The sequence below is a fragment of the Sinomonas atrocyanea genome (assembly GCF_030811715.1).
GTDB classification, from domain to species: domain Bacteria; phylum Actinomycetota; class Actinomycetes; order Actinomycetales; family Micrococcaceae; genus Sinomonas; species Sinomonas atrocyanea_A.
Genome location: NZ_JAUSRH010000002.1, coordinates 466,014 through 480,244 on the forward strand (window position 1 = coordinate 466,014; position 14,231 = coordinate 480,244).

12 protein-coding genes are annotated in these 14,231 nt (G+C 75.1%); 9 read left to right on the plus strand and 3 right to left on the minus strand.

What is annotated here, in order from left to right; genetic code table 11:
- Positions 1-27: 27 nt before the first annotated feature.
- The 6 genes from J2W21_RS04965 (at position 28) to J2W21_RS04990 (ending at position 8,907) form a co-directional block, all read left to right on the plus strand.
- Positions 28-738 carry a helix-turn-helix domain-containing protein gene (locus J2W21_RS04965; protein ID WP_307113392.1) on the plus strand — a complete coding sequence of 237 codons (711 nt, stop codon included), beginning with the start codon at positions 28-30 and terminating at the stop codon, positions 736-738.
- Entirely contained in the window at positions 735-1,946 is a 1,212-nt protein-coding gene (locus J2W21_RS04970; RefSeq protein WP_307113393.1) for a hypothetical protein, read from the plus strand. The genes J2W21_RS04965 and J2W21_RS04970 overlap by 4 nt, the downstream gene beginning before the upstream one ends.
- A complete protein-coding gene (locus tag J2W21_RS04975; RefSeq protein WP_307113394.1) occupies positions 1,943-4,702 on the plus strand; it encodes a multicopper oxidase domain-containing protein in 2,760 nt (919 codons plus the stop codon). Before J2W21_RS04970 ends, J2W21_RS04975 begins: the two co-directional genes overlap by 4 nt.
- Positions 4,703-4,847: 145 nt before the next feature.
- The gene (locus J2W21_RS04980) at positions 4,848-6,650 is read left to right on the plus strand and encodes a proline--tRNA ligase (protein WP_307113395.1); all 1,803 of its coding nucleotides are present in this window, start codon (positions 4,848-4,850) and stop codon (positions 6,648-6,650) included.
- Between the two features lie 11 nt (positions 6,651-6,661).
- Positions 6,662-7,456, plus strand: coding sequence for a sulfite exporter TauE/SafE family protein (locus tag J2W21_RS04985; protein ID WP_307113396.1), 795 nt, complete (start codon positions 6,662-6,664; stop codon positions 7,454-7,456).
- A 53-nt stretch (positions 7,457-7,509) separates the two neighbouring features.
- Positions 7,510-8,907, plus strand: coding sequence for a pyridoxal phosphate-dependent decarboxylase family protein (locus J2W21_RS04990; RefSeq protein WP_307113397.1), 1,398 nt, complete (start codon positions 7,510-7,512; stop codon positions 8,905-8,907).
- 1 nt (position 8,908) lies between these two features.
- Here J2W21_RS04990 and J2W21_RS04995 read toward each other — a convergent pair whose 3' ends face one another.
- The 3 genes from J2W21_RS04995 to J2W21_RS05005 all read right to left on the minus strand — a co-directional run bounded on the left by J2W21_RS04995 (position 8,909) and on the right by J2W21_RS05005 (position 11,928).
- Positions 8,909-9,922: an aminoglycoside phosphotransferase family protein gene (locus J2W21_RS04995; RefSeq protein WP_307113398.1), complete on the minus strand. Its 1,014-nt coding sequence runs from the start codon at positions 9,920-9,922 to the stop codon at positions 8,909-8,911.
- Positions 9,919-10,638, minus strand: coding sequence for a VIT1/CCC1 transporter family protein (locus J2W21_RS05000; protein ID WP_307113399.1), 720 nt, complete (start codon positions 10,636-10,638; stop codon positions 9,919-9,921). Before J2W21_RS05000 ends, J2W21_RS04995 begins: the two co-directional genes overlap by 4 nt.
- 66 nt (positions 10,639-10,704) lie before the next feature.
- Positions 10,705-11,928: a DUF4439 domain-containing protein gene (locus J2W21_RS05005; RefSeq protein ID WP_307113400.1), complete on the minus strand. Its 1,224-nt coding sequence runs from the start codon at positions 11,926-11,928 to the stop codon at positions 10,705-10,707.
- 96 nt (positions 11,929-12,024) lie between these two features.
- Here J2W21_RS05005 and rimP point away from each other — a divergent pair, with 96 nt between their 5' ends.
- The 3 genes from rimP to J2W21_RS05020 all read left to right on the plus strand — a co-directional run bounded on the left by rimP (position 12,025) and on the right by J2W21_RS05020 (position 14,081).
- Positions 12,025-12,657: a ribosome maturation factor RimP gene (gene rimP / locus J2W21_RS05010; protein WP_307113401.1), complete on the plus strand. Its 633-nt coding sequence runs from the start codon at positions 12,025-12,027 to the stop codon at positions 12,655-12,657.
- A complete protein-coding gene (nusA, locus tag J2W21_RS05015; protein WP_307113402.1) occupies positions 12,657-13,625 on the plus strand; it encodes a transcription termination factor NusA in 969 nt (322 codons plus the stop codon). The genes rimP and nusA overlap by 1 nt, the downstream gene beginning before the upstream one ends.
- A 219-nt stretch (positions 13,626-13,844) precedes the next feature.
- Positions 13,845-14,081, plus strand: coding sequence for a YlxR family protein (locus J2W21_RS05020; protein WP_373423072.1), 237 nt, complete (start codon positions 13,845-13,847; stop codon positions 14,079-14,081).
- Positions 14,082-14,231 lie beyond the last annotated feature (150 nt).

Genomic DNA, 14,231 nt, shown 5'->3' on the forward strand with positions numbered 1-14,231 from the left:
GGCCGAAACTTTACTACAATAAATACCGTGGAAAATAGTCTGCTCGGTCCCCAGCCCGCCGCGCCCGGGCCCGCGACGCCCCTCTCCGGAGCCCGCGCGGCCGTGCTCGACCTGGTCAGGGCCAAGCATGCGCCGTGCACCGTCGACGAGCTCGCGGGCGAGACGGCGCAGCATCCCAACACGGTCCGCGAGCACCTCGAGGCCCTCGTGGCCGCGGGACTCCTCGAGGCCGCCGCCGGTGCGACGGCCGGGGAGGGGCGGCGCGGGCGGCCGGCGAAGCGGTACCGTCCCGCCGAGCTGCCGCCGGAGGCCCCGGGCTACGCCGCGCTGGCCGGGGTGCTCGCCGCGGAGGTGGCCCGGCTCGCCCCCGACCCCGCGGCGGCCGGCGCCGAGGCGGGCCGCAGCTGGGCGCGGCGGGCCCTCGCGCCTCCCGCTGGGCCGGTCTCGGCCGAGGACGCCCGACGCCGCGTGCTCGCCGAGCTCGACGGGCTCGGCTTCGCGATCGAGCCTGCCCCCGCACCCGGTGCCCCCGCGGGCGCCCCGTCCTCTCAGGAGCGCGTCCGGCTCGTCGCGTGCCCGCTCCTGGCCGCCGCGAGGGACGAGCCGCGGGTCGTGTGCTCGGTCCATGCGGGCCTCGTCGACGAGTCCCTGCTCCTGCTCGGCCAGCCGGGCCTGCGGGCCCGGCTCGAACCCTTCGCCGAGCCCGGCGCGTGCCTCCTCACGATCGGCACCCTATGAGCCCGGCGCCCCGCCCACAGGCCGCCGGCCCCCGGGCCGCCGGCGGGCGCGGGCTGACCGCGGCGCGGGGCGCGCGTCCGGAAACGGCCGTCTGGCACCGCGCGCTCCTCCTCGCCCTGGGCGGCGCCTCGCTCGTCGCCGGGCTCGATGCTGCACTGGTCCTCCTCGGGCTCCCGGCACCGGCGGGCGGGGGAGCGGCGTCCCCGCTAGCGGCCTCCCACGGGACCCTCATGGTGCTGGGCTTCGTGGGGACGCTCATCGCGCTCGAGCGGGCCGTCGCACTCCGCCGGGCGTGGGGCTACGCCGCCCCCGCCCTGCTCGGCGGCGGTGCGCTGGCGCAGCTCGCACCCTGGGGCCCGGCATGGCCGGCACGCCTCGCCCTGCTGGCCGGCGCGGTCGCCTTCGCCCTCGTCTACGTGCCGCTGTGGCGCCGCCAGCGGGACCCCGCGGTCCTCGTCCAGGCACTCGGGGCCGTGGCCGCGGCCGGTGCGGCCGGGCTGCTGGCCGCAGGGGTGGCCGTGCCCGCCGTCGTGCCCTGGCTCGCCACGTTCCTGATCGCGACCATCGCGGGAGAGCGCCTCGAGCTCGCCCGGCTGCGGATCCGGGGCCGCTGGGCCGAGCCCCTGCTCGTCGCGGGGAACGGCGCGCTCGTGGCGCTGTGCCCCGCGACACTGCTGTGGCCGGCCGCCGGGTATCCGCTGTTCGGCCTCGCGCTGCTCGTGCTGGCGGCGTGGCTCGTGCGGTACGACGTCGCACGGGCCACGATCCGTTCGACCGGGCTGCCGCGGTACGTCGCCGCCTGCCTCCTGGCCGGCTACGCCTGGCTCGCGGTGGCCGCCGGCGTGTGCCTCCTCGTCCCGGGCGCGCCCTCGGGTGCGGCGTACGACGCATTCCTGCACGCGGTCTTCCTCGGGTTCGTCATGTCCATGGTCATGGCGCACGCGCCCGTGATCCTGCCGGCTGTGCTGCGCCGGCCGCTCCCGTACCGGCCGGCGATGTGGGCCGCCGCCGTGCTCCTGCACGCGACGCTCCTGCTGCGGCTCGGGGTCGGTGACGCGCGGGGGGACGCGGCGGCCTGGCAGTGGGGCGGGGCCGGGAACGTCCTCGCCGTCCTGGCGTTCGTGCTGCTCGCGGCCTACTCGGTGGCCCGCCCGGGCGAGCCCAGGGCCGCCACAGAGCCCAGGACCGTCAGGGAACCCCGGCCATGATGCCCACCGTCCCTCCCGCCGGAGCCGACGCCGGAGCCGGTATCCCGCCTGAGCGCATCCCGCCTGCCGGCCGGCCGTCCCGCACCGGCCGGGCCGCGTGGCACCGCTGGGCCAACGCGCCCACGCTCGTCTGGCTGCTCGCCGTGGCGCTCCTCTCCGGAATCCACCGCGGCATCCCCGACTCCGGGTGGCTGCTGGTGCACCTCGCGCTCCTGGGCGCCGTGACGAACGCGATCCTCGTCTACTCGTGGCACTTCGCCGAGGCCCTGCTGCGGCTGCCCGTGCCGTCGCGCCGGGCGCTCGCGGCCCGGCTCGCCCTCCTCAACGCCGGCGCCTCCGCCGCGATGGTCGGGGTCGTGGCCGGGGTGTGGCCTCTGGCGGCCTCCGGCGCCGCCGCCGTGGGCGCAGCGGCGGGGTGGCACGGGGCCGCGCTGCTCGTCAGGCTCCGGCGGGCCCTGCCCTCGCGCTTCCGTTCCACGCTGCGCTACTACCTCGCCGCGTGCGCCCTCCTGCCCTTCGGCGCCGCAGCCGGGGCGCTGCTCGCCCTGCCGGGAGCCAACGACGGCGGGGACCTCCACGCCCGGCTCCTGCTCGCCCACGAGTCCCTCAACCTCCTCGGCTGGGTCGGCCTGAGCGTCCTCGGCACGCTCGTGACGCTCCTTCCGACCATGCTGCGCACGCGGGCGGACGACTCTGCCGAGCCCGTCGCCCGCCGGGCGCTCTGGGTCCTCCTCGCGGGGGTCGGCCTTGCCGCGGGAGGCGCCCTGGCAGGCGTCCGCCCGGCGGCGGCGGCCGGCGTCGTGCTCTTCCTTGCCGGTGTGCTCGTCTCCGCCGTCCCGCTCGCCCGCGCGGTGCGGCGCAAGGCCCCGGTGGCGTTCGCCCCGCTCTCCGCCATCGCCTCGCTCGTCTGGCTCGTGGGGGCCCTCGCCCGCCTCGCGTGGCTGTGCGCGACGGCCCCGGACTGGGACGCGCTGCATCTGGCCCTCGGCGGCCTCACCCCGGCGTTCGCGGCGGGGTTTGCCGCCCAGGTGCTCGCGGGCGCCCTGTCCTACCTCCTGCCCGTGGTGCTCGGCGGCGGCCCCGGGGAGGTCCGCCGGCGCGCCGAGACGCTCGACGCCGGTGCCTGGCTCCGCGTGGCCCTCGCCAATGGCGCACTCGCCCTCTATCTCCTGCCCGTGCCCAGCGCCGTCCGCGTCGCGGCCGCGGTGGCGGGGCTCGTGGCCCTCGCGGGCTTCGTGTGGCTCGCCGGGCGCGCCGTCCTGGGCCGCCCCCGGCGTGGTCCTGGCGAGCAGGAGGAACGGGAGCGCCGCCCCGGGGCATCCGGGCCCGTCGCGCCCGGCCAGTCCGTGCGCAGCCGCCTCGGCTCCGGCGCCGTGGGGCTCGCGATCCTGCTCGCGGCGGTCGTCGCGGGCGTGGCCGCGGACCCCTCCGTCCTCCCCGTCGCAGCCGGGGGGAGCCCCGCGGCCGCCGCCGCGGGCGCCGGCGGAGGGACCGCCGTCGTGCCTACCGGGCACACCACCACGGTGGACGTCGCCATGTCGGGGATGCGCTTCGTGCCCGACGCGGTCAGCGTCCCGGTCGGGGACCGGCTCGTCATCCGCCTGATGAACAAGGACCAGACCGCCCACGACCTCGTCCTCGCCACCGGCCAGGACTCTTCCCGGATCTACCCCGGCAGGAGCGGAGAGCTCGACGCCGGCGTCATCGGCCAGCCGGTGGACGGCTGGTGCTCGGTGGTGGGCCACCGGCAGATGGGGATGGTGTTCCGGGTCACGGTGGCCGGCGCCGGCCGACCGTCCGCGGCCGCCCCGGCACCGGCCGCCCCGGCGCCGGGCGGCATGGACATGCAGGGCATGCAGCACGCCTCCTCGGGTGCCCCGGTTCCCCCGCACACGCCCTATCCGGCGGCGCTTCCCGCCGTGCCCCCGGGAACCGTGCACAAGGTGACGCTGACGGTGCGGGACACGGTGACCGAGGTCGCCCCCGGCGTCGCCCAGACCCTGTGGACGTACAACGGCACCGCGCCCGGTCCCGTCCTGCACGGGCGGGTGGGGGACCGGTTCGAGGTCACCCTCGTCAACGCCGCCTCCACAGGCCACTCGGTCGACTTCCATGCCGGCTCCCTGGCCCCGGACGGGCCGATGCGCACCATCGATCCCGGGCAGTCGCTCGTGTACACGTTCACCGCCACCCAGCCGGGCCTGTGGATGTACCACTGCAGCACCATGCCGATGTCGCTGCACATCGCCAACGGGATGTTCGGCGCAGTGGTCATCGACCCGCCGGACGCGCCGCCCGTGGACCACGAGTTCGTCCTGGTGCAGAGCGAGCAGTACCGCGGCCCGGCCGCGGACGGTGCCGCGGGCACCGCGGACCCGGCCAAGGTCGCCGCGGGCACCCCGGACGCGGTGGTCTTCAACGGCTACCCGAACCAGTACGACGCCGCCCCGCTGGCCGTGCGCGCCGGCGACCGCGTGCGCGTGTGGGTCCTCGACGCCGGCCCGGGCCGCGCGACGTCCTTCCATGTGGTGGGCGCCCAGTTCAGCGCGGTGTGGGCGGAGGGCGCCTACCGGCTCGCCCCGGGGCCGGGCGGCGCGCAGGCGGGAGGGTCGCAGGCCCTCGACCTCGCGCCGGCCCAGGGCGGCTTCGTGGACCTCACGTTCCCCGAGGCGGGCCACTACCCGTTCGTGAGCCACTACATGGTGGATGCTGAGCGCGGCGCGCACGGAGTGTTCGACGTCGCTGCCGCGAGGTGAGTGTCCAGCGCGCACGGAGCGTTCGACGTCGCTGCCGCGAAGTGACAGCCGCGCTGCTGGGATACATTGGTAGCTGACTTTCCAGCCCTCTTCGCCCGTCCCGGCCGCATGCCCGACGGGCCCAGCTACGAGAACGGATGCCCGCGTGGTCCTGCGACTCTCCACCCTGTTCCTGCGCACCCTCCGCGAGGATCCCGCCGACGCCGAGGTGGCAAGCCACAAGCTCCTCGTCCGCGCCGGCTACATCCGCCGGGCCGCGCCGGGCATCTACACGTGGCTCCCGCTCGGGCTGGCGGTCCTGCGGAAGGTCGAGCAGGTCATCCGCGAGGAGATGGCCGCGATCGGCGCGCAGGAGGTGCACTTCCCGGCCCTGCTGCCCAAGGAGCCCTACGAGGCCACGAACCGGTGGACCGAGTACGGCGAGGGGATCTTCCGGCTCAAGGACCGCAAGGATGCCGACTACCTCCTCGCCCCCACGCACGAGGAGATGTTCACGCTGCTGGTCAAGGACCTGTACTCCTCGTACAAGGACCTTCCGCTCTCGCTGTACCAGATCCAGAACAAGTACCGCGACGAGGCCCGTCCCCGCGCCGGCCTGCTGCGCGGGCGGGAGTTCATCATGAAGGACTCCTACTCGTTCGACGTCGACGACGCCGGCCTCGACGCCAGCTACGCGCGGCACCGCGAGGCGTACCTGAAGATCTTCGCCCGGCTCGGCCTCGAGGTCGTCCCGGTCAAGGCGACCGCCGGGGCGATGGGCGGCTCCCGGAGCGAGGAGTTCCTGCACCCCACCGAGATCGGCGAGGACACGTTCGTCCGCTCGCCCGGCGGCTACGCGGCCAACGTCGAGGCCGTGTCCACCGTGGTGCCCGAGGCGGTCGACTACAGTGACGCGCCCCCCGCCCAGGTGCTCGACACCCCTGACACGCCGACCATCGAGACGCTCGTCGAGGCGTCCCAGACGATCTTCCCCAACCCCGAGCGGCCCTGGACGGGCGCCGACACGCTGAAGAACGTGGTGCTCACCGTCACGCTGCCCACCGGTGAGAAGCAGCTCGTGGCGATCGGCGTGCCGGGCGACCGTGCCGTGGACCTCAAGCGCGTCGAGGCGAACATCGGCGCCTTCCTGCCGGTGGCCGGCGAGATCGGGCTCGACCCGGCGAGCGACGAGGAGCTCAAGGCGAATACCGCGCTCGTCAAGGGCTACATCGGCCCGGGCCTCGCGCTCGACAAGCCGGTCCTCGGCCGCGAGGGAGCGGCCAAGGTGCTCTACCTCGTCGATCCCCGCGTCGTGGCCGGCACCCGCTGGATCACGGGCGCGAACGAGCCCGGCAAGCACGTCTACGGTCTCGTGGCCGGGCGGGACTTCGGCTGGGACGGCGTCATCGAGTGCACCGAGGTGCGCGCCGGCGACCCCGCCCCCGACGGCTCGGGCCCGCTCGAGACCGCGCGCGGGATCGAGATGGGCCACATCTTCCAGCTGGGCCGCAAGTACGCCGAGGCGCTCGGGCTCAAGGTCCTGGACGCGAACGGCAAGCAGGTCACCGTCACGATGGGCTCGTACGGCGTGGGCGTCACCCGCGCCGTCGCCGCCCTCGCGGAGTCCAACCACGACGACCGCGGCCTCGTCTGGCCGCGCGCCGTGGCACCGGCGGACGTCCACGTCGTGGCCGTCGGGCGCGGCGAGGAGATCTTCGCCGAGGCCGAGCGCATCACGGCCGAGCTCGAGGCGCGCGGGCTGACCGTCATGCTCGACGATCGCCCCAAGGTCTCCCCGGGCGTGAAGTTCGGCGACGCCGAGCTCATCGGCGTCCCGACGATCGTTGCCGTCGGGAAGGGCCTCGCCTCGGGCGTGCTCGAGGTCAAGGACCGCCGCTCGGGCACTGCCGAGGACGTGCCGGTCGGCGAGGTCGTCGACCGCGTCGTCGCCGCCGTCCGCGGCGCCTGAGCGCGCCCGGCGTGCTCAGCGGCTTCGAGGCCGTCGACCCCCTGACCGTGGCCCTCGTGGTCGTGGCCGGGTTCTGCGCGGGCTGGGTCGACGCCGTCGTCGGCGGCGGGGGCCTCATCCAGCTCCCGGCCCTCCTCGCCGTCCCGGGCATCACCCCCGTGCAGGCGCTCGCGACGAACAAGATGGGCTCGGTCTTCGGCACGACGACGAGCGCCGTCACCTACGCGCGGCGGGTGCGGCCCGACCTGCGCACCGCGATTCCCATGGCCCTCGTGGCGCTGTGCGGCGCGTTCGGCGGCGCGGCCCTGGCCACCGCCCTGCCCGCGCGGGTCTTCAAGCCGATCATCCTCGCGGCGATCATCGCCGTCGCCCTCTTCACGGTCCTGCGCCCGCAGATGGGCCAGTACACCCAGCTGCGGCTCAAGGGCCGGCGCCACCTCGCCGCGGCCTGCGGGCTCGGGGCAGTGATCGGGTTCTACGACGGCCTCATCGGGCCGGGCACGGGCTCGTTCCTCGTGATCGCTCTCGTCTCGGGCATGGGGTACGCCTTCCTGGAGGCGAGCGCGAAGGCCAAGATCGTCAACATGGCCACGAACATCGGCGCCCTGCTGCTCTTCGCCCCCTCGGGCGTCCTGCTGTGGGGCCTCGGGCTCGTCCTCGGCGCCGCCAACATGCTCGGCGGGTACACGGGGGCACGCATGGCGGTCTCGCGTGGCAACAGGTTCATCCGATGGGTGTTCCTGGCCGTCGTCGCGGCCCTCGCGGTCAAGCTCGGCATCGACGTGTGGAACGAGGACTTCGCCTGAGGCCCCGACCCAGCCCCTGTCACCCCAGGGGCGCCCGGGCGTAGCATCTGGCCATGCTCCGCCCCGAGGACTACGACGAGGCCCTGGCCCGGGCGGCCGGCCATGCCCGGCGCTGGCTGGCAGGCCTCCCCTCTCGGCCCGTCGGCCCGCGGGCGGGTGCGGACGAGGCTGCCGAGGCCTTCGGCGGCCCCCTGCCCGAGGAGGGCCTCGATGCAGCCGAGACGGTGGACCTGCTGGCCAGGCTGGCCGAGCCCGGGCTCATGGCCATGGGCTCCGGCCGCTTCTACGGCTGGGTGATCGGCGGGACGCTGCCTGCCGGCCTCGCCGCCGACTGGCTCGTCTCGGCCTGGGACCAGAACACCGGGCTCAGATTCGCCACGCCCGCGGCGGCCGCGGCCGAGGAGGCCGCCGGGCGCTGGATCGTCGAGCTGCTCGGGCTGCCCGCCGGCTCCGACGTCGGCTTCGCCACCGGCGCGAGCATGGCCAACTTCTCGGGCCTCGCGGCGGCGCGCTGGCGGGTCCTCCAGCGGGCCGGCTGGGACGTCAACGTACGGGGCCTCGCAGGCGCACCGCGCGTGCGCGTCCTCGTGGGCGCCGAGCGCCATGACACGGTGGACATGGCGCTGAGGCTGCTGGGCCTCGGCGCGCCCGAGGCCGTGGCGGTGGACCCCCAGGGGCGGATCCGGCCCGAGGCCCTCGGACGCGCGCTCGCCGCCGGGACGGGCCCGGCCATCGTGGTCCTGCAGGCGGGCAACATCCACTCCGGTGCGTTCGATCCCTTCCCCGAGGCGGTCGCCGCCGCCCGGGAGCACGGAGCGTGGGTCCACGTCGACGGTGCCTTCGGGCTGTGGGCGGCCGCCGCCGGCGCGACGCGCCCGCTCGTGCGCGGCATGGACGCCGCGGACTCCTGGGGGACGGACGCGCACAAGAACCTCAACGTGCCCTACGACTGCGGGATCGTCGTCTGCCGCGACATCCCGGCCCTGCGCACGGCGCTGGGCATGCACGCCGACTACCTCGTCCACGACCCGCACGGGGACCACGGGCCCGGCGATCCCCTCGAGAGGGTCCCGGAGCTCTCCCGCCGTGCACGGGGTGTGCCGGTGTGGGCCGTGCTGCGGTCGCTGGGCCGCGGCGGCGTCGAGGCCCTCGTCGAGGGTCTGGTCGCCCACGCCCAGCAGCTCGCGCGGCGCATCGGGGAGCTCCCGGGCGCCGAGGTGCTCAACGACGTCGTGTTCAGCCAGGTGTGCCTGGCCTTCGGCACCGACGCCCGGACGGAGGCCGTCGCGGCCTTCCTGGCAGAGGACGGGCGGGTCTGGATGAGCGGCTCCCGGTGGCGTGGCCGGTCGGTGCTGCGCATCTCCGTGGCGAACTGGTCCTCCGGCCCCGAGGACGTGGAGGTCTCCGTGGCCGCCGTCCGCGACGCGCTCGCCGCGACCGACGGCCTCTGAGTCAGTCGAGCCGTTTGAGGTCCTCGACCGCAGGGAGCCCTGGCAGCAGCCGCCGGCACAGGGCACTCGCCACCCAGAGGGAACGCGTGAAGTCGCCCTCGTGGCCGGCCCGCTCCGCGTACCAGAGCGCGTTCTCGACCTCCCGCAGCACCGCCCAGTCCCGGGCCGCCTCCGGGTCGAGCCCCGCCTCGCGGGCCAGCAGCGCGCAGCGCTCCAGGAGCGCGGCGGGAGCGTCCGGGCCCGCGAGCTCCGGGAGGCGGTTCCACAGCATCGGGGCAACCCCGAACTCGCCCTCGCCGACCGACGCCTGCGGGTCGATCGCGCGGAAGGAGGCACCGCCGTCGGGCGCCGCGGGGCCGCCGTCCGGCACGGCGAGCACGTTCATGCCGTGCAGGTCCGTGTGCACGAGGACGTCCCGGCCGCCCCGCCGGCCCACCGCGCCGCGGGTGGACGCGACCTCGAGGCCCGCCTCGAGCAGCCACCGCGGGAACGGCCGGCCGAGGCGCTCCCACCGTTCGGGGAGCTCGTCGCTCCAGCGCTCGGCCACGGCATCGATGCGTTCGAACTGGCCCCAGCATGGCCTCTCGTCCGGCGCGACCGAGAGCTCCCGCACGAGGCCGCCCCACACCCGCGCAGCCTCGGGGAAGGGGACGTCCTGCAGGCGCCGGCCCGCGTCGAGCCGCTCGAGCAGGAGCGTCGAAGACGCCGCGTCCTCCTCGAGCAGGCGCACCGCGCCGTGCCCGTCCCAGAGCCGCAGGGCCGGAGCCTCGGAGGCGGTCTCTGGAAACGGCCGGGAGAGCTTGAGGGCCAGGCGCTCGCCGCCGCGCCGCACGGGGACCACGAGGGCCCACATCCCGGCGTGCGCGGGCTCTCCCGGGGCCAGATCCGGTGTCAGGTTCCACGCCGCGAGCCGGGCAGCGAGGAGGCCGGGCACGGCGTCGAGCCATGCCCGGCCTCCGGGGCTGCGGAGGCAGCGCCCGAGCAGTGTGTCCGGAACGATCCCGGCGGGGATCATGCGATGCCGGTGGTCCCCAGCAGGCTGCCGAGTCCGAACGTCGCCGCGAGGGCGATCGCCCCGCCGATCACGACGCGGGTGGACGCACGCGTCCGCGACCCGCCGCCGATCCACGCGCCGACCCAGCCGGTGACCGCGAGGGCGATCAGCACCACGACGAACGTCAGCGGCACGCGGACCGCGGGGGGCGCCAGCAGGATGGTCAGCATGGGCAGGACAGCGCCCGCGAGGAAGGAGATGGCCGAGGCGAGGGCCGCGTGCCACGGGCTGACGATCTCGTCGGGGTCGATGCCGAGCTCGATGTCGAGGTGGGCGCGGAGGGCATCCTTGGCCGTGAGCTCCTTCGCGACCGTCGTGGCCGTCGCCTCCGACAGGCCCTTGTGCCGGTAGAGGGAGACGAGCTCGGCGAATTCCTCCTCCGGCTGGTCCCGCAGCTCCGCGGTCTCCTTGGCGATGAGCGACTTCTGGCTGTCGCTCTGGCTGCTCACAGAGACGTACTCGCCCAGCGCCATCGAGATGGCCCCGCCGACGACGGCGGCCATGCCCGCGGCGAGGATCGGGCCGTTCTCGGTGGTCACTCCGGCGACGCCGACGACGACGGCGGCGACGGAGACGATGCCGTCGTTCGCGCCGAGCACGCCCGCACGGAGCCAGTTGAGCTTGGCCGCGAGGTCAGTGCCCTGGGGCTCGGGATGGAGTTGGGTGTCGCTGCTCATGGGACCACTGTGGCACCGGCGGTCCCGCCCTTCCAGCGAGAGAAGGCTTTCCTTACGGCGCGTCGCTCACCCGCGGCCGGACGTCGGGGCGGACGAGGGCACCGGGGAAGCCGGGCCGGTGGAGCTGGGCCCGGGAGATGCCGCCGCCTGCTCGGCGGCGCGGTGGCCGGGGAAGGCAGAGGCCGCGGGGGAGCCGAACGCTCCGGCGGAGGCGGCGCGCCGGGCCGCCTGCAGGAGGGAGCCGGCGACGGCGGCCCGCGCCGGGGCACCCACGGCGCCGACGAGGCCCGACCACGCCGTGGCCGCGGAGGCCTCGAGGGCCGCCACCTGGGCCGGCCCGCCGGCGTCGGCGGGCAGGGCGAAACCGGCCTGCACGGGCGGAAGCGCTGCGCACGCGCCCGCGGCCGCCTCCCCGAGGGCGTCGAGCTGGGCGCGGTGGGCGCCGACGGCGGCCAGCAGGCCCGGGCGGTCCGCGGCGCCGGCGCGGGCCGCGAGGACGGTGTAAGTCCAGACCGCGGCCTCCTCCGCGGACTGGACGGCCGCGAACTGTGCGGCCGCGGACTGTGCCGCCGCGGACTGTGCGGCCGCCGACTGTGCGGCCGCCGACTGTGCGGCCGGCCCGGCCCCGGACGGCGACGGGCAGGCGCCCGCAGCTGCGGTCGCCGACGGGGAGGAGCCCGCGCCCGGCTCTGAAACGGGCGTACCCGGGGCGAGGCGCTCGGACTGGAGCTGCTGGCCCGCCGCAGCCGAGGCGAGGAGCGACGCTGTGGGCCCGTCCACCCGGGCCAGGTCGCCGCGCAGCCCGGAGGCGCTCTGCGAGAGCTGGGCGGCGAGGGCAGCGGGGGAATCGGCCGCGGCGGCCGTGGCCGCTGCCGCCGGCGTCTCTGGGGCCGCTGTCTGCGCTGTCGCCGGTGTCGAGGCGCCTAAGACCCGCGCCTGGAGCTCGAGAACCTCGGCTGCGGAGCCTGCCGCCTCCCGCACGGAAGCGGGGGTGCCGGGGGAGGACGAGGTGCTGGCGCCTCCAGGCTGCCCGCCCGCCTGCTGGCCCGCCGCCAGGCGGCGCGCTGCGGCGGCGAGGTGCGCGGCGCCGTCGTGCGCCCGGATGAGCGCAGCTTCGCTGGCGCCGGGCAGCCTTCCCGGCGGGGCTGGCGCGGCCAGCAGGGCCCCGCCCGCTCCGATGGCGAGGGCGAGGACCAGCACCGCGGCCCAGGCCCACGCCGGCACCGAGCGGCGGCTCCGCCGCCCCCGTGGGCGCGCGGACGGGTTCGAGGGCGCAGTGGTGGATTTCACGGTCTCGATGATGCCACGGGCCGAGGCCCCGTCACGCTGCCGGGCACCGAGCAGATAGTCTAGGAGGACAACTGAGCAAAAGGAGGCGGACCCCCCATGTCCGAGCCCGATCTGCCCTCGCGGGGCGCCCCGACGCCGGCAGAGCAGGATCCGCACGCGGGCGGGGAGGAAGCCCGTCTCCACGCGCTCCTCGAGCCCATCGTGCAGGCACGCCAGCTTGTCCTCGAAGGCATCTCCGTCAAGGCCGCAGGGAAGCACCGGACCGTCGGCGTGGTCGTGGACCTGCAGGACGACGAGACCGGCGGGGTGAGCCTGGACGTCATCGCAGAGCTCTCGCGCGAGCTCTCCGACGCCCTCGATGCCGCCCCCGAGGCGGACACCCGGCCCTACGACCTCGAGGTCTCCTCCCCGGGCGTCTCGCGCCCCCTCACCCAGCTGCGCCACTGGCGCCGTGCCCTGGGCCGGCTTGTCAGGGTCAACGTCATCGGCGAGGAGAACATCACCGGCCGGCTGCGCGAGGTGACCGAGGACGGCATCGTGCTCGTCCCGGACCTGCCGGCCAAGAAGGGCGTCAAGCCGAAGCCGGGAGCCCCGATCGAGCTGGCCTTCGACGCCATCCGCAGCGGGAAGGTCGAGGTCGAGTTCTCGCACCTCGAGGACGCAGAGCTGGGCCCCGCCGACGCCGCTGGGCCGGACAACGACGACACTGACGAGACCGAGGAGGCCTAGTGGACATCGACATGAGCGCGCTCCGCCTGCTGGAGCGCGAGCGGGACATCCCCGTGGAGAAGCTCATCCCGACCATCGAGCAGGCCCTCCTGCTCGCCTACCACAAGTCGCCGGGCGCGATCGAGACGGCCCGCGCGGAGGTGGACCGCCGCAGCGGCCACGTGACCATCTGGGCCACGGAGGTGGACGACGAGGGCAACGTCGTCGGCGAGTTCGACGACACCCCGGAGGGGTTCGGGCGCATCGCCGCCACCACCGCCCGCCAGGTCATCCTCCAGCGGCTCCGCGATGTGGAGGACGACAACGTCCTGGGCGAGTTCAAGGGCCGCGAGGGTGAACTCATCGCCGGCCTCATCCAGCAGGGCCACAACCCGAACATGGTGCAGGTCAGCCTCGGCGCGATTGAGGCCGTCCTGCCTCCGCCCGAGCAGGTCCCGGGGGAGAAGTACCTGCATGGCGCCCGCATCCGCGCCTACGTCGTGGATGTGCACCGTGGCCTGAAGGGCCCCTCGATCACGCTCTCCCGGTCCCACCCGGGGCTGGTCAAGAAGCTCTTCGAGCTCGAGGTGCCCGAGATCGCCGACCGCAGCGTCGAGATCGTCGCGATCGCCCGCGAGGCCGGCCACCGCACCAAGATTGCCGTCCGCGCGCTGGTCCCCGGCGTCAACGCCAAGGGCGCCTGCATCGGCGAGATGGGCTCGCGGGTGCGCGCCGTCATGACCGAGCTGAACGACGAGAAGATCGACATCGTCGACTACAGCGACGACCCGGCGACGTTCATCGCGAACGCCCTCTCGCCGTCGAAGGTCACGAGCGTGTCCATCGTCGACGACGCCACGCGCTCGGCGCGGGTGCTCGTCCCCGACTACCAGCTCTCGCTCGCAATCGGCAAGGAGGGCCAGAACGCCCGCCTCGCCGCGAAGCTCACCGGGTGGCGGATCGACATCGGCTCGGACGCCCAGGCCTGAGCTGTCCGCCGAGGCATTCAGGGATCCGGGCCCAGAGGGTCTAGAATGGATTGGTCCGGGCCTGTGCCCGGCGGCAGGGCAGGGCACCGGGCGCGCAGCTCGGGAGCTCGGCCCCTTCGATGTGGGAGAGCAGGGATGGAACGGACAACCGGCCAGCCTCTGCGCACGTGCATCGGCTGCCGCCGGACAGCGGCCCGGTCGGAACTGCTCCGGCTGGTGATGGACCGCGGAGGCGCCCAGCGCGTCGTCGTGGATCCCCGCCGCCGGCTGCCCGGTCGCGGCGCGTGGCTGCATCCCGACCAGGCATGCCTGAAGCAAGCCGTCAAGCGGCGCGCGTTCCACCGTGCCTTCCGAGGTCCGGCGGACATCAGCGGCGTCGACGACTACTTCAGGTCCTCCGTCCCGGCTGCCGCTGGGCCGGACACCGTCCAAGCTGAAAGCGGGTCAGAAATCTGATGGACACCCGATGAGTCCCCGACCGATGAGTGCGTAGCAATGAACTTCTCGTTGCGCACCGCCGAGGGCTTCCCGATGCACACGGGTGCAGAGGGAGCCTGCAGCAAGCAGTAGACGGTCCGTGCCTGGCTCGGCGCGGACCGAGACAGG

What these genes read in the sequence shown, in the direction of transcription:
- J2W21_RS04970 (WP_307113393.1), top strand. Translation starts at nt 735, where the DNA reads ATGAGCCCGGCGCCCCGCCCACAGGCCGCCGGCCCCCGGGCCGCCGGC.
- J2W21_RS04975 (WP_307113394.1), top strand. Translation starts at nt 1,943, where the DNA reads ATGATGCCCACCGTCCCTCCCGCCGGAGCCGACGCCGGAGCCGGTATC.
- J2W21_RS04990 (WP_307113397.1), top strand. Translation starts at nt 7,510, where the DNA reads ATGCTCCGCCCCGAGGACTACGACGAGGCCCTGGCCCGGGCGGCCGGC.
- J2W21_RS04995 (WP_307113398.1), bottom strand. Translation starts at nt 9,922, where the DNA reads ATGATCCCCGCCGGGATCGTTCCGGACACACTGCTCGGGCGCTGCCTC.
- J2W21_RS05000 (WP_307113399.1), bottom strand. Translation starts at nt 10,638, where the DNA reads ATGAGCAGCGACACCCAACTCCATCCCGAGCCCCAGGGCACTGACCTC.
- rimP (WP_307113401.1), top strand. Translation starts at nt 12,025, where the DNA reads ATGTCCGAGCCCGATCTGCCCTCGCGGGGCGCCCCGACGCCGGCAGAG.
- J2W21_RS05020 (WP_373423072.1), top strand. Translation starts at nt 13,845, where the DNA reads ATGGACCGCGGAGGCGCCCAGCGCGTCGTCGTGGATCCCCGCCGCCGG.